Source organism: Camelimonas sp. FR25 (genome assembly GCF_059740505.1).
This window is the reverse complement of record NZ_JCAWFG010000091.1, coordinates 133,567-153,183: the sequence shown is the minus strand read 5'-3', so window position 1 is coordinate 153,183 and position 19,617 is coordinate 133,567. Positions and strand designations below refer to the sequence as shown.

General features: G+C 67.8%; 13 protein-coding genes. 11 read left to right on the top strand and 2 right to left on the bottom strand.

The window, feature by feature from the left end:
• Positions 1–30 precede the first annotated feature (30 nt).
• From ftsZ to AC6A67_RS13375, 6 genes are all read left to right on the top strand, one after another.
• Complete coding sequence (gene ftsZ / locus AC6A67_RS13400) at positions 31–1,845, top strand: cell division protein FtsZ (RefSeq protein ID WP_498037050.1); 1,815 nt, start codon at positions 31–33, stop codon at positions 1,843–1,845.
• Positions 1,846–2,239: 394 nt separating this feature from the next.
• Positions 2,240–3,184 (top strand): UDP-3-O-acyl-N-acetylglucosamine deacetylase, encoded by a 945-nt coding sequence (lpxC, locus tag AC6A67_RS13395; protein WP_498037049.1) that lies wholly within the window; start codon positions 2,240–2,242, stop codon positions 3,182–3,184.
• A 622-nt stretch (positions 3,185–3,806) separates the two neighbouring features.
• Positions 3,807–4,694: an outer membrane protein assembly factor BamD gene (locus AC6A67_RS13390; protein WP_498037048.1), complete on the top strand. Its 888-nt coding sequence runs from the start codon at positions 3,807–3,809 to the stop codon at positions 4,692–4,694.
• A gap of 6 nt (positions 4,695–4,700) precedes the next feature.
• The gene (gene recN / locus AC6A67_RS13385; RefSeq protein WP_498037047.1) at positions 4,701–6,371 is read left to right on the top strand and encodes a DNA repair protein RecN; all 1,671 of its coding nucleotides are present in this window, start codon (positions 4,701–4,703) and stop codon (positions 6,369–6,371) included.
• 200 nt (positions 6,372–6,571) lie between these two features.
• Positions 6,572–9,022: an NAD-dependent DNA ligase LigA gene (ligA, locus tag AC6A67_RS13380; RefSeq protein WP_498037046.1), complete on the top strand. Its 2,451-nt coding sequence runs from the start codon at positions 6,572–6,574 to the stop codon at positions 9,020–9,022.
• A gap of 1 nt (position 9,023) precedes the next feature.
• Complete coding sequence (locus tag AC6A67_RS13375; protein WP_498037045.1) at positions 9,024–9,842, top strand: 3'-5' exonuclease; 819 nt, start codon at positions 9,024–9,026, stop codon at positions 9,840–9,842.
• Positions 9,843–10,424: 582 nt separating this feature from the next.
• On the opposite strand, the gene AC6A67_RS13370 is transcribed toward AC6A67_RS13375, so the two are convergent.
• Both AC6A67_RS13370 and aptA read right to left on the bottom strand, forming a co-directional pair.
• A complete protein-coding gene (locus tag AC6A67_RS13370) occupies positions 10,425–10,856 on the bottom strand; it encodes a secondary thiamine-phosphate synthase enzyme YjbQ (protein ID WP_498037044.1) in 432 nt (143 codons plus the stop codon).
• A 2-nt stretch (positions 10,857–10,858) separates the two neighbouring features.
• Complete coding sequence (gene aptA / locus AC6A67_RS13365; protein ID WP_498037043.1) at positions 10,859–12,223, bottom strand: omega-aminotransferase AptA; 1,365 nt, start codon at positions 12,221–12,223, stop codon at positions 10,859–10,861.
• Positions 12,224–12,544: 321 nt separating this feature from the next.
• Here aptA and AC6A67_RS13360 point away from each other — a divergent pair, with 321 nt between their 5' ends.
• From AC6A67_RS13360 to lspA, 5 genes are all read left to right on the top strand, one after another.
• Positions 12,545–13,435: a TIGR01459 family HAD-type hydrolase gene (locus AC6A67_RS13360; RefSeq protein WP_498037042.1), complete on the top strand. Its 891-nt coding sequence runs from the start codon at positions 12,545–12,547 to the stop codon at positions 13,433–13,435.
• A gap of 428 nt (positions 13,436–13,863) precedes the next feature.
• On the top strand, positions 13,864–14,334 hold the full coding sequence (locus AC6A67_RS13355; RefSeq protein ID WP_498037041.1) for a MaoC family dehydratase: 471 nt from the start codon (positions 13,864–13,866) through the stop codon (positions 14,332–14,334).
• A 248-nt stretch (positions 14,335–14,582) separates the two neighbouring features.
• On the top strand, positions 14,583–15,656 hold the full coding sequence (locus AC6A67_RS13350) for a bifunctional riboflavin kinase/FAD synthetase (protein WP_498037040.1): 1,074 nt from the start codon (positions 14,583–14,585) through the stop codon (positions 15,654–15,656).
• 405 nt (positions 15,657–16,061) lie between these two features.
• Complete coding sequence (gene ileS, locus AC6A67_RS13345; RefSeq protein WP_498037039.1) at positions 16,062–19,025, top strand: isoleucine--tRNA ligase; 2,964 nt, start codon at positions 16,062–16,064, stop codon at positions 19,023–19,025.
• A complete protein-coding gene (lspA, locus tag AC6A67_RS13340) occupies positions 19,022–19,582 on the top strand; it encodes a signal peptidase II (protein WP_498037038.1) in 561 nt (186 codons plus the stop codon). Before ileS ends, lspA begins: the two co-directional genes overlap by 4 nt.
• Positions 19,583–19,617 lie beyond the last annotated feature (35 nt).

The following is a 19,617-nucleotide window of genomic DNA, read 5'->3' as shown; positions in this document are numbered from 1 at the left end:
CGGCGCCGTACTGGAAAGAGGCAACTTCAAATGGCGATCCAGCTGCAGGTTCCGGATATCCGCGAACTGAAGCCCCACATAACGGTGTTCGGCGTCGGCGGCGCCGGCGGCAACGCCGTCAACAACATGATCGAAGCGGGTCTTGAAGGCGTGGAGTTTGTCTGCGCGAACACCGACGCGCAGGCCCTGGCTTCGGCCAAGGCGGAACGTGTGATCCAGATGGGCATCCAGGCCACCGAAGGTCTGGGCGCCGGCTCGCAGCCCGACGTGGGTCGCGCCGCAGCTGAGGAAGTGATCGACGAGATCCGCGACCAGCTCTCCGGCGCGCATATGGTGTTCATCACCGCCGGCATGGGCGGCGGCACCGGCACCGGCGCAGCGCCGGTGATCGCTCGCGCCGCCCGCGACCTGGGCATACTGACTGTCGGCGTGGTGACCAAGCCGTTCCAGTTCGAGGGCGCCCGGCGCACCCGCGTCGCTGAGGCCGGCATCGCCGAGCTGCAGCAGGCGGTCGACACGCTGATCGTCATCCCCAACCAGAACCTGTTCCGCGTGGCCAACGAACGCACCACGTTCGCTGACGCCTTCGCGATGGCTGACCAGGTGCTGTATTCGGGCGTGGCCTGCATCACCGACCTGATGGTCAAGGAAGGCCTGATCAACCTCGACTTCGCCGACGTCCGCTCGATCATGCGCGGCATGGGCAAGGCGATGATGGGCACCGGCGAGGCCTCGGGCGACAAGCGCGCCATCAACGCCGCAGAAGCCGCCATCGCCAATCCGCTGCTCGACGATGTGTCGATGAAGGGCGCGCGCGGCCTGCTGATCTCGATCACCGGCGGCCCCGACCTGACCCTGTACGAGGTTGACGAAGCCGCGACCCGCATCCGCGAGGAAGTGGATCCGGAAGCCAACATTATACTGGGCGCCACCTTCGACCAGTCGCTCGAAGGCCTGATCCGCGTCTCCGTGGTCGCCACCGGCATCGAGCCGGCCGCGATCTCCGAGGACGCCGACATCCTGGCTACCGAAAAAAAGATCGCTGAGGTAGCGGAGCGCCTCCGGACAGAAGCCCGCATGCGCGCCAACCAGGCGCCGCCGAGCATCCGCTCGACGGTGACTGCGCCGGCCCCCGTCACCGAAGCCGCCGCGACCTTCGCGCCGGTGCCGCCGGTCGTCGCGCCGGCCGCCGCCTCTGTCGCTGCGCCGGCCCCTGCGCCTGTCGCCGCCCCGGTCGCCGCTGCGCCGGAAGTCGCTCCCGCGCCGCAGCAGGCGCCTATGATGGCCCAGGCCCCGCTGGCTCAGGCCCCGTTGGCTCAGGCAGTCCAGCCGGCTCCGGCCATGGCCCCCGCCGCGCCGCTCGCCCAGCCTGCGCCGCAGATGATGCGTCCCGCCGCCCCGGCGCCGCAGCAGCCGATGGCCCCGGCCGCCGGCATGCAGGAGCACTTCATTCCGCCGCAGGCCGAGCGCGTGGTGCGCCCGGCGCGTATGCCGCGGGTGGATGAACTGCCGGTGCCGGCCCAGAACCAGCTGCGCGCTCGCGAGCCGGAATATGAGCCCGAGCACGAGACCCGTCGCATGTCGCTGCTGCAGCGCATCGCCTCGGTCGGCCTCGGCCGTCGTGAGGAGAGTCACGCTGCGCCGCACGCGCAGCCGGCGCACCAGCCGGCCCCAATGGCGCCGCGTCCGCCCGTTGAGGCTCCTTCGCCGGCTCACGCTGAATATGGCCGCCGCCCGGCCCAGGCGCCGCAGCGCCAGGAGCCGCCGGCCCCCGCGCCGCAGGCCCGTGGCTATGAGGACGACCAGCTGGAGATCCCGGCGTTCCTGCGTCGCCAGGCCAATTGAGGTCAGTCGCTTTTGGGGGGAGGGAATCCACCGCCGCGATTCCTGACTCCCGCAGCGGCGCCTTGAGCGTAACAGGCTGTTAACAGCCCCCGCGACCCCGGCCTTTGCCGGGGTCGTTCTGTTTTGTGATTCATGTTTTAAATCATATGGTTAGCGAGATATTTCTGTGTGGGATTTTCGTTACAGAACGTAAGAAAGCGTGATTTGGCCGACCAGAGTCATCGGACTATGTTCCTCGTCACAAACAGGGTGATGCGTCGCTGATTTCCCCATGGAGATTACGTTGCGTAACCCTCAGGCAGACAGCAACGGACAGACGCCGTCGCCGCCAGATGCGCCGCAAGGCCCCAGCCACGGGCCAGCGCCTCGGGCAGCCGAACGTCAGGAACGCCAGATGAAAGCCAGCCGGCAAACAACGCTTCGCTCCTCCATTGTCATCACCGGCGCCGGTGTGCATGGCGGGCAGCCCGTCGAGATGACGCTGCATCCGGCCCCGGCCAATAATGGCGTGACCTTCCTTCGCACCAATCTGGCCAATGGCCATGAGCGCCTGCTTGAGGCCCGGCACCTCGCCGTGTCGGCGACCGCGCTGTGCACGGTGATCGGCGATGAGCAGTCTGGTTCGGTGGCGACCATCGAGCATCTGATGTCGGCCCTGGCTGGCCTTGGCGTCGATAATGTCTGCATCGAGATTGACGGCCCCGAGGTTCCGATCCTCGACGGCAGCGCCGCCGAATATGTCGACGCCATCACCCAGGTGGGCCTGGTCGAGCAGGCGGCGTTTCGCAGGGTGATCAAGGTGCTGCGGCCAGTGCGCGTGGAAATGGGGCGCGCCTTCGCCGAAATGCGGCCGTTCGATCGGGGCTTCCGCCTCGACGTCGAGATTGACTTCGAAACTCCGGTGATTGGCCGCCAGCGCAAGGTGTTCGACCTGACGCCGGACGCCTATCGTCGCGAGATCGCCCGCGCCCGCACCTTCGGCTTCATGCATGACGTTGAAGCGCTGTGGAAGGCTGGCTTCGCCCGCGGCGCCTCGCTGGAGAACACCGTGGCGCTGGGCCCGGACGGCGTGCTGAACCCGGAAGGCACGCGCTGGCCGGATGAGTTCGTGCGCCACAAGATCCTCGACGCGGTCGGCGATCTGGCGCTGGCCGGCGGCCCGATCCAGGGCGCCTATCACTCGTTCTGCGGCGGTCACCGCCTCAACTTCATGATGCTCGAGGCCCTGTTCGCCGACCGCGCCAATTATGCGGTGGTCGACGTGGCGCCGCGCCGCGAGACCGGCCACGCCGAGGCGCCGGCCATCGCTGTCGCTGCCTTCGCGCCGACCGTCAACTGAGCGGCCGCGCCTGGCGCACAGGCGCTGGACGCGCCGGACTCTAAGAATAATGGCGTCCGCCGGTCACCGGGGGGCGCCATTTTTGCTTGCCGGGCGGGGACGTTCGTAGCAGGTCGTGGCGGAGATGGGCGCGCAGGCCTTGCCGGCGACAGAATCGCGCCGCTCACCATAATCTGGCCATCAGGACGTGGCGATTTCTGCATGGCGCAGACGGCGACGAACTGGCGATCCTGACGATGCTCAGGCGAGCGGTTGGCCATTCGTTCTGGCCTGTCGCTTCGGCAGGGAGCCTGGCGACGGCCTTGCCTGGAGCTTCCCCGGTGTCGTGGGGCGGCCCCTGGCTTTGGCTCGTGAGCTGGCGGGCAGGGGGCTTGCCTGAGACTTGGCCGCAGCTCCTGCTGGCGCCGGCGCCACGCTGCACGATTTCGTCAAGCCGTTGCACGTCGGCGGGCTTGGCGGGGCCTGGGTGTTCAGGCTACAAGCGATGCTGGTTTCGCGGCGGGGATGGCCGCATCATGTCGTCCGGTGGGCGTCGCAGTTTATTATCAGCGCCACAGCCTCGCGGCTGCGCGCAAGGGCGTCAGCGATGACGCGAGACAACGGCTGAAGGGAACGTCGCGGCATGCGTCTGGGAAATTCGTTCAGGGCGGCTACCAAGGTCAGCGCCCGTGTCATGTTCGCCGCTGTCGCCGTCACCTCGCTCGCAGCCTGCAGCGAGGGGCTGGACAAGTTCAATCCCTTCGCCGACGAGAAATACAAGCCGGAGAAGGTGATCGATACCCCGCCGGAGCAGCTGTATAACGACGGCCTTGCCCGCGCGGCCAACGGCAATTTCGCAGGCGCGGCGAAGCGGTTTGACGAGGTGATCAAGATTCACCCGCACTCGTCGTTCGCCAAGCAGGCGCTGCTGATGTCGGCCTACGCCAATTACGAGGCCGGCGCCTATGACGACGCCATCGGCTCGGCCAAGCGCTACGTCACGCTGTATCCGTCCGACAAGGACGCGGCCTATGCGCAATATCTGCTGGCCATGTCGCACTACTCGATGGCGCCCGACGTCTCGCGCGATCAGGAACAGGCCGAGAAGGCTGGCCAGGCGCTGCATGATCTGGTGACCCGCTATCCGAACTCCGAATACGTCAAGGATTCGAAGTGGAAGATTCAGGTCATCCGTGACCAGCTCGCCGGCAAGGAAATGGAAGTCGGCCGCTATTACCTCAATCGCCGCAATTACGGCGCGGCCATCAACCGCTTCCGCGTGGTGATCAGCCGCTACCAGAACACCCGCCACGTCGAGGAGGCGCTGGAGCGCCTGGTTGAGGCCTATATGGCCATGGGCATCACCAATGAGGCCCAGACCGCAGCCGCCGTGCTCGGCCACAACTTCCCTGACAGCCAGTGGTATCACGACGCCCACGCCTTGCTGACCAAGGGCGGCCTCACGCCGCGCGAGGACAAGGGCTCCTGGATCAGCCAGGCCTTCGGCAAGACCTTCGGCCGCAACCACTGACGCATCATGCTCGCACAGCTGTCGGTCCGTGACATTGTCCTGATCGACCGGCTTGACCTGACGTTCGCGCCAGGTCTGAGCGTGCTGACGGGCGAGACCGGCGCAGGCAAGTCCATTCTGCTCGACGCCTTTTCGCTGGCCCTTGGCGGGCGCGGCGACGGCGGGCTTGTCCGGCACGGACAGGCCCAGGGCCAGGTGACCGCCGCGTTCGATCTGCCGCCCGGGCATCCGGCCCTCGCCCTCGCCGGGGCGCAGGAGCTGGAGGTCGATGGCGATCTCATCCTCCGCCGTATCCAGATGGCGGACGGGCGCACGCGCGCCTTCATCAATGACCAGCCGGTCAGCGTGCAGACCCTGCGCGCCATTGGCCGCGAGCTTGTTGAAATCCACGGACAGCATGACGACCGGGCGCTGATGGACCCGGCGTCGCATCGCGCCATCCTCGACGCTTTCGGCGGCCTCAGCGGCCAGGCGGCGAAGCTGGCCGAACTGGCGCGCCGGTTGCGCCAGGCGGAGGAAGCGCGCGCCGCGCGCCTCGCCGCCATCGAGGCCGCCCGCAAGGAGGCGGACTATCTGCGCCATGCGGTGGACGAACTCGGCAAGCTGGCCCCCGAGGCGGGGGAGGAGGAGCAGCTCGCCGCCCGCCGCCAGGCGATGATGCAGGCCGAGAAGGTGGTGTCCGAGCTCAATGAGGCGCACCAGACCCTGTCCGGCCACGCCTCGCCGATCCCGGTGCTGTCTGGCGCCATGCGCCGCCTCGAGCGCCGCGCCGATCAGGCGCCGCAGCTGGTCGAGCCGGGGCTGAAGGCGCTCGACGCCGCCATTCTGGCGCTGGAGGAAGCCGCCGGCGTGCTCGAACAGAGCCTCGCCGACGCGGAGTTCGACCCGCGCGAGCTGGAGATGACCGAGGAGCGGCTGTTCGCCTTGCGCGGCGCCGGCCGCAAATACAGCGTCGCCCCTGACGATCTGCCGGCGCTGCTGGAGAAATTCCAGGGCGAGCTCGACAGCCTCGACGCCGGGGAAAAGCAGCTGGATGCGCTGGCCCAGGCCGTCGCCCAGGCCGAGGCCGATTACATCGCCGCCGCCCGCAAGCTGTCGGAGGCGCGCCGTAAGGCGGCGGAAGCGCTCGACAAGGCTGTGGGCTCAGAGCTGCCGCCGCTGAAGCTGGAGCGGGCCAGATTCATCACCGAGCTGGAAAGCGATGAGACGGCGCGCGGGCCCGATGGTTTCGATCGCGTCTCCTTCGTGGTGCAGACCAATCCCGGCGCCCGGCCCGGGCCGATGATGAAGGTCGCCTCGGGCGGCGAGCTGTCGCGTTTCATGCTGGCGCTGAAGGTGGTGCTGGCTGATCGCGGCTCGGCCCCGACCCTGGTGTTTGACGAGATCGACACCGGCGTTGGCGGCGCCGTGGCCGACGCCATCGGCCAGCGTCTCGCGAGGCTGGCGGGCAAGGTTCAGGTGGTGTGCGTCACCCATGCGCCGCAGGTGGCGGCGCGCGCCGGGCACCATTATCTGATCGCCAAGGAGCCCGTGGCCAAATCGGGCGCCATCGCCACCCGCGTGGTCGGGCTGGAAAGCGCCCGCCGCCAGGAAGAAATCGCCCGCATGCTGGCCGGCTCGACCATCACCGAAGAGGCGCGGGCCGCCGCCGCGCGTCTGCTCGACGGGGCCGTCTGAACGGCGCCGCGCCGCGTCGTCGCGCATGCAGGGCCAGTCCACGTCCACCCATGCAACCATGGGCGGCGCTCATCCAGGCCGTTCGCCCCTGCTGCGCCGCGCCGCCGTTCCATGTATGACAGGCGCATGCGAATGGATGACGGCGCAGGGCGCCAGGCCCATTCGCCCCCAACAGCGCCGGATCAATCCAGGACATCGCCATGGCCAGACGCCCCGCCACCGACACGCCCGTGGATGACCTCGACCTGATCTCTGCGGGCGAAGCCCATGCGGCCCTCGGCGCCGAGATCGCCCGCCATGACGCGCTGTACTATCAGAACGACGCGCCAGAAATTTCCGACGCCGATTACGACGCCTTGCGCCGCCGCTATGAGGCGATCGAGGCGCGCTTTCCGGCGCTGCGCACCGCCGACAGCCTGAGCCAGAAAGTCGGCGCCGCCCCCGCCGACGGTTTCAGCAAGTTGCGCCACGCCGTGCCCATGCTGTCGCTGGCCAATGCGTTCAGCGATGAGGATGTGGCAGAATTTGTCGGTCGCGTCGCCCGGTTCCTCGGCCTCGCCGAGAACGCGCCGCCAGCCATCACCGCCGAGCCGAAGATCGACGGCCTGTCGATCAATCTGCGCTATGAGCAGGGGGCGCTGGTCAGCGCCGCGACCCGTGGCGATGGCGAGGAGGGCGAGGACGTCACCGCCAATGTCCGCACCATCGCCGGCATCCCGCACCAGCTCGCGGAGGCGGATGTGCCTGCTGTGCTGGAGGTGCGCGGCGAAATCTATATGAGCCACGCGGCGTTCGCGGCGCTGAACGAAGAACAGCAGGCGGCGGGCAAGCCGCTGTTCGCCAATCCGCGCAACGCCGCCGCCGGTTCGCTGCGCCAGAAGGACGCCAGCGTCACCGCCCGCCGGCCGCTGGCGTTTTTCGCTTATGCCTGGGGTGAGGTCTCTGCGCTGCCCGCCGACACCCAGATGGGGGTGATTGAGGCTTTCGCCCGCTGGGGTTTCCCCACCAATCCGCTGACCATCGTCGCGGACAGCGCCGCCGAGCTGCTCAGCCATTACCACGCCATTGGTGCGCAACGCGCGGCGCTCGGCTATGACATCGACGGCGTGGTCTACAAGGTCAACGACCTCGACATGCAGAAGCGGCTGGGCTTCGTCGCCCGGTCGCCGCGCTGGGCCATCGCCCACAAATTCCCGGCGGAGCGGGCTGTCACCACGCTGCTCGACATCGACATCCAGGTCGGGCGCACCGGCGCGCTGACGCCGGTGGCCAAATTGCAGCCAGTGACGGTGGGCGGCGTGGTCGTCTCCAACGCCACGCTGCACAATGAAGACGAGATCGCCCGCAAGGATGTGCGCATTGGCGACACCGTGGAGGTGCAGCGCGCCGGCGATGTGATTCCCCAGGTGGTCCAGGTGGTGATGGAGCGCCGCCCTGACGACGCGACGCCGTTCGTGTTCCCGACGGTCTGCCCCGCCTGCGGCGCCCATGCGGTGCGTGAGTTCAATCCGCGCACCAACCGGCAGGATGTGGTGCGGCGCTGCACCGGCGGCTTGACCTGTCCAGCCCAGTCGCGCGAACGGCTGAAGCACTTTGTCTCGCGCAACGCCCTCGATATAGATGGCCTGGGCGAGAAGCAGATCGACATGCTGTTCGACGAGGGTCTGGCCGTTGGTCCAGCGGATATCTTCCGCCTCGACGCTGAGGCGGTGAAGGCGGCGGAATATCGCCGGCGACAGGCGCTGTCAGCGAAGCGCGTCGGCGGCGAGGCGGCGGCGCAGCAGGAGGAACTCGACGACAGCCCGCTGCGCACCGCCAAGGGCGGGCCAGACTACAAGTCGATCGACAAATTGCTCGAGACCATCGACAGCCGCCGGACGCCGCCGCTCGACCGCTTTCTGTTCGCCCTCGGCATCCGCCACATTGGCGAGGCCACCAGCCGGGCGCTGGCCCGCAAATATGGCGACATGCCGACCTTGCTGGCGAAGATAGATGAGGCGATAGCTGGCCGGCCTGGGCTTCAGTATCTGCGCCTGCTGGCGGTGAAGAATGTAGGCGATGTTACCAGCCAGCGGCTGCTGCAGATGGCGCAAGAGGGCGGCCTGCCCATGGAGACCTTGCGGCGCGCGCCTAACGGCGCGTTGAAGGCGGCGGGCGCAAACAAGAAGGCGGTGGACAGCCTGATCGCTGAGTATGTTGACGGCGAGGCGCTTTACGCAGCCCTGCGCGAAGCGGCGGCGCATCAGCCAGGCCCGGCCTGGCTGGAGATGGCGGGTCTGCAGGATGTGGGACCTGTGGCGCTCGACGCTTTGCTGGATTTCTTCTCCGACGATCACAGCCGCGCTGCGGTCGAGGCGCTGCTCGCCGAGGTGACGCCGAAGCCGCTGGAGCTGGCCGCCGCCGCCGCCAGCTCGTCGATCGCCGGCAAGACCCTGGTGTTTACCGGCACGCTGGAGCACATGACGCGCTCGGAGGCCAAGGCGACCGCCGTGCGGCTGGGCGCCCGCGTCGCCAGCTCGGTGTCGCGCAGCACCGATCTGGTGGTGGCCGGGCCAGGCGCCGGCTCGAAGCTGGCCGAAGCGCAAAAGCTCGGCGTGGCGGTGATGACCGAGCAGGAATGGCTGGCCAGCCTGCCAGGCGGGAACAGCTGACATGCACGCCCTCGCCATCGACTTCGAGACCGCCAATGAGCGGCGCGACAGCGCCTGCGCCATTGGCCTTGCGTGGATCGACGACGGCGTGGTGACGCGCCGCGAATACCGGCTGATCCGACCGCCCGAGATGCGGTTTCACCCCGGCAATATCCGGGTGCACGGCATCTATCCCGAGCATGTGGCCGATGAGCTGGAGTTCCCCGACATCTGGCGGCAATTCGCCGATGACGTGGTGGGCCGCACCTTCATCGCCCACAACGCCTCCTTCGACAGCGCCGTGCTGGCGCAGACGCTCACGCATTACCGTTTGCCGGCGCCGGACTTCCGCTTTGCCTGCACCTTGCAGATGGCGCGGCAGGCCTGGCCGGATCTGCCTGGCCACCGGCTCAATCTGGTCAGCGAATTCCTCGGGGTCAGCCTGCGCCACCACCACGCCGGCGACGACGCTTACGCCTGCGCCCAGATCGCTATCGCCGCCGTCAGGCAATTGGGCGCGGCGGCGCTGGCGCCTGCCCGGGCGCGCGCGCCGCGCCGTGGCGCCGCGGGGCCTGGTTACACGCCAGGGCGCCGCAGCGCGCCGCGCAAACCGGCTGAGGCCCAGCCCACGCTGACCGTGCGCGGCAGCCGGGGCGACGCCTGGCAGGTGCGCATTGGCGAAGCAGGCGGGCGCGTCAGCTGCAGCTGCCCGGCCGGACAGTTCCGCCGCATCTGCAAACATGTGCGGGCGCTGGCCGACGGCGTCATCGATGACGTGATCCGCTGTGACCATATCGAGCTGGCCGAGGCGCTCCAGCGCATCAGCAGGCAGGTCGGCTAATAGCATACCGCGATGTGCATGAAGCGCCGCGGTCCGGCCAAGCCCGTGCGGCGCCTGAGCATGTCAGGATGCGGAGGCATTGGCTCCGTCGCATCCTGGCGTAAGGCGGCGTCAGCGCGGGCATGGGGCCTGTAAAGGCAGGGGGCCGAAAAAACCTCGCATGTCCACGCGACTCGCGGCGCGGCGGCGGAGCAGCCCCGCGGATGTTGCGCCTGCTGAGGCGCGCGCGCATGTGTACGGCCGCACCTACTGAAAGCATGTCACGCACTATTGTCTCATCCATGGAGCAAGGGGCTCCGGGGAGCAGTCAAATGAGCGCTATCAAGTCGGTTGGTTCGATCGTCTTCGCTACCCCGATCGGTTGGGCTGTCATGGCCGTCGCGCTGATCGTCGTCACCCAGATGAACGCCGTCTGATCGGCCATCTGGCCTTTCGCCCCGGCGCTGCGGCGCCGCAGGCCTCACAACAATCGGCAGCCGCCTTCGGGCGGCGATATTTTTGCGGATTTGCACGACGTGACCTGGCCCAGCGCCCTCTGCCATGGGCGCCGCGCCTCCTCGTCGCCGCTCGCCTGCCAGCGCCTTATTCACCCGCCAGATGCAGCACGATCTCGCGCCGGTGCGGCGCGCGGCGATGCTCGAACAGATAGACCCCCTGCCAGGTCCCCAGCAGCAGCCGCCCATCCGCCGCCGGAATCGACAGATGCGTGGTGGTCAGCGCGGTGCGGATATGGGCCGGCATATCGTCGGGCCCTTCGCTGTCATGCACATACAGCCCGTGACCTTCCGGCGCGAAATGACGGAAGGCGGTGAGCAGGTCTGTCTGCACGTCCGGGTCGGCGTTCTCCTGGATCAGCAGCGAGGCCGAGGTGTGGCGGCAGAACACCGTCAGCAGCCCGAGCGTCAGTCCATGGCGCTGCGACGCCTCGCGCACGAAGCTGGCGCAATCGGCGGTGAATTCATATAGCCCCTGACCCCTGGTGCTGAGGCTGAGGCGATGCTGGACGTGGGCCATGGTCAGGCCGTCGCCCGGATGACCTGGCCGACCCGCTCGACCAGCGCCGCAATGTCGTCTTCGGTGGCGATCAGCGGCGGCGACAGGGCGATGGTGTCGCCGCCCACCCGCAGCAGCACGTCCTTGTCGTGGAAACCGCTCTCGATCGCCGCAAGGCCGCGCTTGCCGGGCAGGTCCTTGCCGTCGTCGCCGCGCGCCGGAGCCAGATCGATGCCTGCCGCAAGGCCGATATTGCGAATGTCCAGCACCCCTGGCAGGCCTTTCAGCCCATGCACCGCCTCAGCGAACATTGGTTCCAGCGCCTGCGCCCGCGCGAACAGGCCCTCATCGCGATACAGGTCGAGGGCGGCGAGGCCGGCGGCGCAGGCCAGCGGATGGGCCGAATAGGTGTAGCCGTGGAACAGCTCGATCATGTGCGGCGGCCCCTGCATGAAGGCCTCGAACACCCCGGCGCGGGCGATGACGCCGCCCATCGGCACGGTCCCCGAGGTGACGCCCTTGGCGAAGGTCAGCATGTCGGGCACGACGCCAAAGCGTTCGGCGGCGAAGCCTGCCCCAAGCCGGCCAAAGCCGGTGATGACCTCATCGAAAATCAGCAGAATGTCGTGGCGGTCGCACAGCGCCCGCAGCCGCTCCAGATAACCCTTGGGCGGCGGCAGCACGCCGGTTGAACCGGCCATCGGCTCCACCATCACCGCCGCGATGGTCGAGGCGTCGTGCAAGGCGACCAGACGCTCAAGCTCATCCGCCAGATGCGCGCCCCAGTCCGGCTCGCCGTGGCTGAAGCCCTGATGCTCGCGGCTGTAAGTGTGCGGCAGATGGTCGACGCCGGCCAGCAGCGCGCCAAAGCTCTTGCGATTGCCGGAGATGCCGCCCACCGAAATGCCGCCAAAGCCGACGCCGTGATAGCCGCGCTCACGGCCAATCAGCCGGACCTTGGTCGCCTTGCCGCGGGCCTGCCAGTAAGCGATGGCGATCTTCAGCGCCGTGTCGGCGGCCTCCGAGCCGGAATTGGCGAAGAACACATGGTTGAGGTCGCCGGGCGCGAGGTCGGCGAGGCGGCTGGCCAAAGTGAACGCCGCCGGGTGGCCGTACTGAAACGTCGGCGAGAAATCCAGCTGCGCCGCCTGATCCTGAATCGCCCTGACAATCGGCGCGCGGTTGTGGCCGGCGTTGCAGCACCACAGGCCGGCGGCGCCATCCAGAATGCGGCGGCCATCGCTGGTGATGTAGTGCATGCCATCGGCGCCGCTGATCAGCCGGGGGCGCTGGCGAAAGGCGCGATTGGCGGTGAACGGCATCCAGAAGGCGTCGAGGTCGTTTGGGCTCAGCGCAGCTCCGGGGCGGGGGGTGACAGGCGTATTCATGTCGTCTCCTGGAGGCTGGCGCCACTGGCCGGACCGGTGACGCAAAGGCTGGGTGACCGCGCGGCGCAGGGCGCGCGGTTGGCCGTCATGCGGGTCCCGTCGCCACCTCCGCCTGCCGTGGCCCAAGGCCCTCGGGCCAGGCCACGTCCTTTCGGCCCTATGAGCGCCCTGCGGCGCGACCGCTGCCCGAAAAGCCGCCCTGGCTGGATGGTACACGCTCATTGGGGCGGCGCCAGCGTCTTGTTGTTGTCGGGTGAGGCGGCCATAACAGGCGGCGCCGGGCGCAGGTTCCGGCCAGAATGATTTGCGAAAGGTCGACAGATGGGCGCAACAGGGGCAACCGCAGCCACAGGCGAGGTCCAGCTGGTCAAGGGGCTCTCCGAGCTGGCGCTGGGCAAGGATCTGCTGGTCTGCGACATCTGGGGCGTCATCCACAACGGTGTTGAGGCATTCGCCGATTCCTGCGCCGCGCTCACACGTTTCCGCGCTGGCGGCGGCGTGGTGGTGCTGGTGTCGAATGCGCCGCGCCCGTTCGAGCTGGTGCGCGACATGCTCGATCGCCTCGGCGCCCCACGCGACGCCTATGACGCCATCGTCACCTCTGGCGACATTACGCGCGGCGCCATCGCGGCGCGGGCGCAAAAGCCGGTGTTCATGATTGGCCCTGGCCGCGACAGGCCAATCTTCGAGGGCCTTGGCGCCAATTTCTCCTCGGTGGATGAGGCGGAATATGTCGTCTGCACCGGCCTGTTCGACGACGAAACCGAGACGGCGGAGACCTATCGGGCGACGCTGGAGGGCATGCTGGCGCGCGACGTCGAGCTGATCTGCGCCAACCCCGATCTGGTGGTGGAGCGCGGCGACCAGTTGATTCCCTGCGCCGGGGCCATCGCAGCGCTGTATGAGCAGCTTGGCGGCCGGGTGATCTATGCTGGCAAGCCTTACGCGCCGATCTATGACACCGCCTTAGCGCTCGGCGAACGGCTGAAGGGCGCCAGCATTGGCCGCGACGCCATCCTCGCCATCGGCGATTCCATCCACACCGATGTGGCGGGCGCCGTCGGCGCCGGGATCGACGTGCTGTTCGTGGCGCGCGGCATCCACGCCCATGAGGTGATGATCGGTGAAAAGCTCACCCATGCCTCGGTCAACGCCTGGGCGGCGCGGCAGAAAATCCGTCCAAGCGCGCTGATCGACCATTTGCGCTGGTAAAGCGGGGGATGTGCTCCCTCGGGGGTGATGGTCCGCCCGTGCGTCGCGTCGTCCAGCAGCGTAAGGCCACGGACGGCGAAAGGCGCACGGCTATGGCGCGGGCTGTCACTTGCTGGTGAGGCCTTCGATGATGAAGTCTTGGCCAGCAAGGGTTTTTCGCCCTCATCAAATGGTCGCGTGACCAAAGTCCAATTGGCCGTGCGCGGCTTCACCGGCACTGTTGCGGCGTTGGGGAGCCATTCAGCCACGGCGCTTCGGCGCGTTCCGTTCGCCATGAACCTGCGCTGCGGCGCGGCGTGCAGGCGGTCCGGCAGGCGCGCCGGTCAGGCGCCATCATCTGACAGCCCTGCGCTGCAGACGCGCGTGGCGATCTGTCGTGTTGTTCCACCTTCCCGGCTGGACGCCGCGGCGGTGACGCTGGAGGCGCAATGGGCGCGACCCTGCGATATTACGGCTTTGACGAATTGCGGCTCGGCATGCGCGAGACGCTGATGCGCACCGTTATGGAGGCGCATATCAGCGATTTCGCCGCCGTCACCGGCGACCGCAACCCGTTGCTGCTCGATGAGGCGTTCGCCGCCCAGACGATGTTCGGCCAGCGCATCGCCCATGGCATGTTCACCGCCGGGCTGATTTCGGCGGTCATCGGCACCCGCCTGCCTGGGCCTGGCGCGATCTATCTGTCGCAGACCCTGCAATTCCTCGCTCCGGTGCGCATTGGCGACGTGGTCACCGCCGCCGTGGAGGTGGTGGAGCTGGTCCCTGCGCGCCAGCGCGTGCGGCTGTTCTGTGAATGCGTCGCCGATGGCCGCAATGTGCTGGAAGGCGAGGCGTGGGTGGCGCTGCCGGAAGGGCTGAGGGCCGATCAGCCGCCGCCGCCAGGCGCGGACGGTAGCTGAGCGCCGGGCCGGAACAGCGCCGGGCGCATTCCTGATCCCGACATGGGGGCCAGGCATGTTCATGACCCACACACGCCCTTGACCTGGAGGGCGCGATGTTGGCAGGTTTCGCCCGCTGTCCAGGCGACGGCGATGACATTTTCAGGCGAAGCGGGTCCCGCTCTGCGTTGAGAAAATGCGTGACATCCTGACGGCATGGCCTGCTTCGGTGAAGCTGGCGCCTCTGCCGACGAGTGCGTTGACGGTACATGGCGCAGAACCCCACTTCCGGCTCACCACGGATTGCGGAGCATTTTCCGGCCCCGGCGCCATCGAAGCCGTTTCTTGTGCAGCGTTGCGTCGATAACGTCGCCGCCGCGGCGATCACTGGCGGCCTTTTGGGCTGCGGCGAGGCCGGGCTGGCGCGTCCGGTAGTGGCGATCGGCAATTTCGACGGCGTTCACGCCGGCCATCGCGCCGTGATCGCCGCCTGCCGGGAACTCGCCGCCTCGCTGGGGCGTCCGGCGGTGATGCTGACCTTTTCGCCGCATCCGCGCTCGTTCTTCAATCCGGACTGCCCGGTGTTTCGCATCACGCCGGATGGGGTCGAGGAGACGCTGCTGGCCTGGCTCGGCCTTGACGGCATGATCGTGCTGCCGTTCGACGCCAGCCTCGCCGGCATGAGCGCCCAGGCCTTCTTCGACGATCTGCTGGTGCGCGGCCTCGGGGTCTCCGGCGTGGTCGTCGGCCATGATTTTCATTTCGGCAAGGGCCGCCAGGGCTCGCCGGAGTTTCTGCAGGGCAGGGGCGCGGCGGCTGGCGTGCCGGTACGCATCGTCAGCAAGGTCAGCGCCGGGGCATCCGATGTCGACGCCGTGTCCTCCAGCCGCATCCGCGCCGCGCTGGAAGAGGGCGATGTGGCGGCGGCCAATCTCTTGCTCGGCTATCGCTGGTTCGTGCGCGGCGAGGTGCGCCATGGCCGCACGCTTGGCCGCACGCTGAACTATCCGACCGCCAATATCCGGCTCGCCGATGATTGCCGGCTGGCGCATGGCGTCTATGTGGTGCGGGCGCTGGTCGACGGCGTGGCGCATGATGGCGTCGCCAGCTTTGGCCGCCGGCCGATGTTTGACAATGGCGCGCCGCTGCTCGAGGCGCATCTGTTCGACTTCTCCGGCGATCTCTATGGCAAGCTGCTCGACGTCGAGTTCGTTGACTATCTGCGCGGCGAGGAGAAATTCGACAGCCTCGAGGCGCTGATCGCCCAGATGGATCGCGACAGCGCCAATGCACGGCGCATTCTCGCCGCCAATCCGCCGCCGCCCTCGGTGTTTCAGGCCTGAACGGTCCTGAGGCCCTGTACTTTCCTTGACCGGCGAAATGCTTTAAGCCCACGGCATGTCGCCAGATCGTCCCGCCCGTTTCCGAATTATCAGCCCGGCTTCCGCGTAACCGGAGCGCGGGACGTCGGGACCTCGTCCGCCATGTCCATTGGCCCGCAATTGCGCGGCCAGCTGTCGACAGGCGACGCCGCCAGCCGCGCAGGCAGGCCAGTCCGGTAATCTCCACCATGACGCCGCATGTTCGATGCGGCCAGCGCCGCGCAAGGCGCCGGGGGCGACCGCGCACTTGATCACGGGCGCGGGGCATGCCACGGCGTAAGCGCCGGTTAATCCATTCGCCAGTTCCAGCATGGCGCGCCATGCCCGTCATCGGGCGGCGATCAGCGCCGGGAAAATGAGCCAGAGATGAGCGACAGCAGCAAGGCCGAGGCCCGCGACTATTCCAAAACCCTGTTCCTTCCGCAGACGGATTTCCCGATGCGCGCCGGTCTGCCCGACCGTGAGCCGCTGCTGCTGGAGCGCTGGAATGGCCTGGGTTTGTACGAGCGTCTGCGTGAGCAGGCGAAGGATGCGCCGCGCTTCACCCTGCATGACGGCCCTCCTTACGCCAATGGCAACATTCACATCGGCCACGCCCTGAACAAGATCCTCAAGGATCTCGTGGTGCGCGCGGCGCAGATGTCGGGCTATGACAGCAATTACGTGCCGGGCTGGGACTGCCACGGCCTGCCGATCGAGTGGAAGATCGAAGAGCAATACCGCGCCAAGGGCCTCGACAAGGACGACGTGCCGGTGCTGGAATTCCGCGCCGAATGCCGCGCCTTCGCTGAGAAGTGGGTCGAAGTGCAGCGCGAGGAGTTCAAGCGTCTGGGCGTCACCGGCGACTGGGCCCGGCCTTATCTCACCATGTCCTACGACGCCGAGGCGCAGATCGCCCGCGAGCTGATGAAGTTCGCCATGAGCGGCCAGCTCTACCAGGGCTCGAAGCCGGTGATGTGGTCGATCGTTGAGCGCACGGCGCTGGCCGAGGCCGAGGTCGAATATCAGGACCATGTCTCGACGACGATCTTCGTCAAATTCCCGCTGGCCAATGCGTCTGAAGCGCTCGCCGGCGCGTCGGTGGTGATCTGGACCACCACCCCGTGGACCATCCCGGCCAACCGCGCCATCGCTTATTCGCCGACCATCGCTTACGGCCTGTATGAGGTCACCGAGGCGCCGGAAGGCAATTGGGCGAAGGTGGGCGACCGCTATCTGCTGGCCGACGCGCTGGCCGAAAACGTGCTGAAGATCGCCAAGGTGACCGCCTTCAATCGGGTGGCGGGCCTGAGCGGGGCCGAACTGGCCAATGTGATGGCGCAGCACCCGCTGCACGGCCAGGGCTATGACTTCGGCGTGCCGCTGCTGCCGGCTGATTACGTCACCGCCGACGCGGGCACGGGCTTCGTGCACACGGCCCCGGGCCATGGCGCCGATGACTATATGACCTATGTGCGCAATCGCGCCGCCTTCGCCGCCGCCGGCACGACCGAAGTGCCGCATACGGTGCAGCCCGATGGCGCCTATTTCCCGCATGTGCCGCTGTTCGCCGGCGCCCGCGTGCTGGATGAGAATGGCAAGGACGGCGACGCCAACGCCCGCGTCATCGAAGCGCTCACCGCGGCGGATGCGCTGATCGCCCGCGGCAGGCTGCGCCACAGCTATCCGCACTCCTGGCGCTCGCGCGCGCCGCTGATCTTCCGCAACACGCCGCAATGGTTCATCGCCATGGACCGCGACATCGACGGCGTCGGCGACAGCCTGCGCGCCCGCTCGCTGGCGGCCATCGCCGACACCCAATGGGTGCCGACCCAAGGCGAGAATCGCATCACCGCCATGGTCGCCGGCCGTCCTGACTGGGTGATCTCGCGCCAGCGCGCCTGGGGCGTGCCGATCACCGTGTTCGTTGATCGCGAGACCGGCGAATTGCTGCGCGACGACAAGGTCAATGAGCGCATCGCCGCCGCCTTCGACGCCGAGGGCGCCGACGCCTGGTTCGCCGACGCGGATGGCGCGCGCTTCCTCGCACCGGATTACGATCCGGCGCGTTTCGAGAAGGTCACCGACGTGCTCGACGTCTGGTTCGACTCAGGCTCGAGCCACAGCTTCACCCTGGAGAGCCGCGACGATCTGCGCGCTCGCAAGCGCCGCCCGGTGGGCCAGCCGCTGCCAGCGGCGGGCAAGACGCCGGACTATGACACGGTGATGTATCTGGAAGGCTCGGACCAGCATCGCGGCTTCTTCCAGTCGTCGCTGCTCGAAGCCTGCGGCACCCGTGGTCGCGCCCCCTATGACGTGGTGGTGACGCACGGCTTCACCCTCGACGAGCAGGGCCGCAAGATGTCCAAGTCATTGGGCAATACGCTGGCCCCGCAGGATGTGATCCGCCAGTCCGGCGCCGATATCCTGCGGCTGTGGACCGCCTCCACCGACTATTGGGACGACCAGCGCATCGGCCCGGAAGTGCTGAAGGGCGTCACCGATCTTTATCGCAAGATCCGCAACACCCTGCGCTGGATGCTCGGTTCGCTGCATCACTTCAACAACGCCGAGCTGGTCGCGGCGGAGCGTATGCCCGAGCTGGAGCGGCTGATGCTGCACCGGCTGGTGGAGGTGGATGAGGCTGTCCGCCACGCTTACGCCACCTATGATTACAAGCGCGTCGTCAGCACGCTGACGCCGTTCCTCACCACCGAGCTGTCGGCGTTCTATTTCGATATCCGCAAGGACACACTGTATTGCGACCCGATCTCCAGCAACGCCCGTCGCGCCGCGCTGACGGTGGTCGACCAGATCTTCCGCTGCGTGACGACCTGGCTGGCCCCGATCCTCGCCTTTACGGCGGAAGAGGCCTGGCTGAGCCGCTTCCCGTCGGAGGCAGGTTCCGTGCATCTGCAGCGCTTCCCTGAGCTGCCGCTGGGCTGGCGTGACGAGGCGCTGGCTGAGCGTTGGGCCAAGGTGCGCAAGGTGCGTCGTGTCGTCACTGGCGCGCTGGAGCTGGAGCGCGCCCGCAAGAACATCGGCTCGTCGCTGGAGGCGGCGCCGGTGGTATACGTGGCGGATGACGAGCTGCGCGCTGCGCTCGATGGCGTCGACTTCGCTGAAGTGTGCATCACCTCGGCCATCCGCATCGAGGCGGGCGAGCCCCAGGGCGACGCCTTCTGCCTCGACGACGTGGCTGGCGTCGCGGTGGTGTTCGCCCGGGCCGAAGGCCGCAAATGCGCCCGCTCGTGGAAGATCCTGCCAGACGTGGGCGCGGATCCCGACTATCCGGACATCTCGCTGCGCGACGCGGCGGCGATGCGTGAGCTGGAAAAGGCGCGCGGATGAACGACGACGGCCAGGGCGCACGCTCCGCGACGACAAATGCTGCGCCGCGCGGCGCAGCAGTGAGCGCTTCCGGCGCCAGCCGCCCGGTTCGCCTCGGCGTCATCCTGGCCGTGGTCATCCTGGCGCTCGACCAGGCCAGCAAGCTCTGGCTGATGTTCGGCGCCGATCTGGCCAACCGGCCGCCGATCGTTTTGGCGCCGTTCCTTGAGCTGGTGCTGGTGTGGAACCGCGGCATCTCCTACGGCCTGTTCCAGATGTCGCAGGACGCCGGCCGCTGGGCGCTGGTCGGCTTCACGGCATTGGCAACAATTGCCCTGTGCGTGTGGCTGGCCCGGGCCAATAACCGCCTGCTGGCCAGCGGCCTTGGCCTCATCATCGGCGGGGCCATCGGCAATCTGATCGACCGGATTTATTGGGGCGCGGTGGTCGATTTCGTGCATTTTCACGTCGGCACGTTCAGCTGGTACGTGTTTAACCTTGCCGACGCCGCCATCGTTGCCGGGGTGGCGCTGCTTCTGTATGACTCCCTGCGCGGGCAGAAAACGCCAGCCGCCTGAGGCCAATGGCGCGCGGGCTGGCGCCCGCCGCTTCG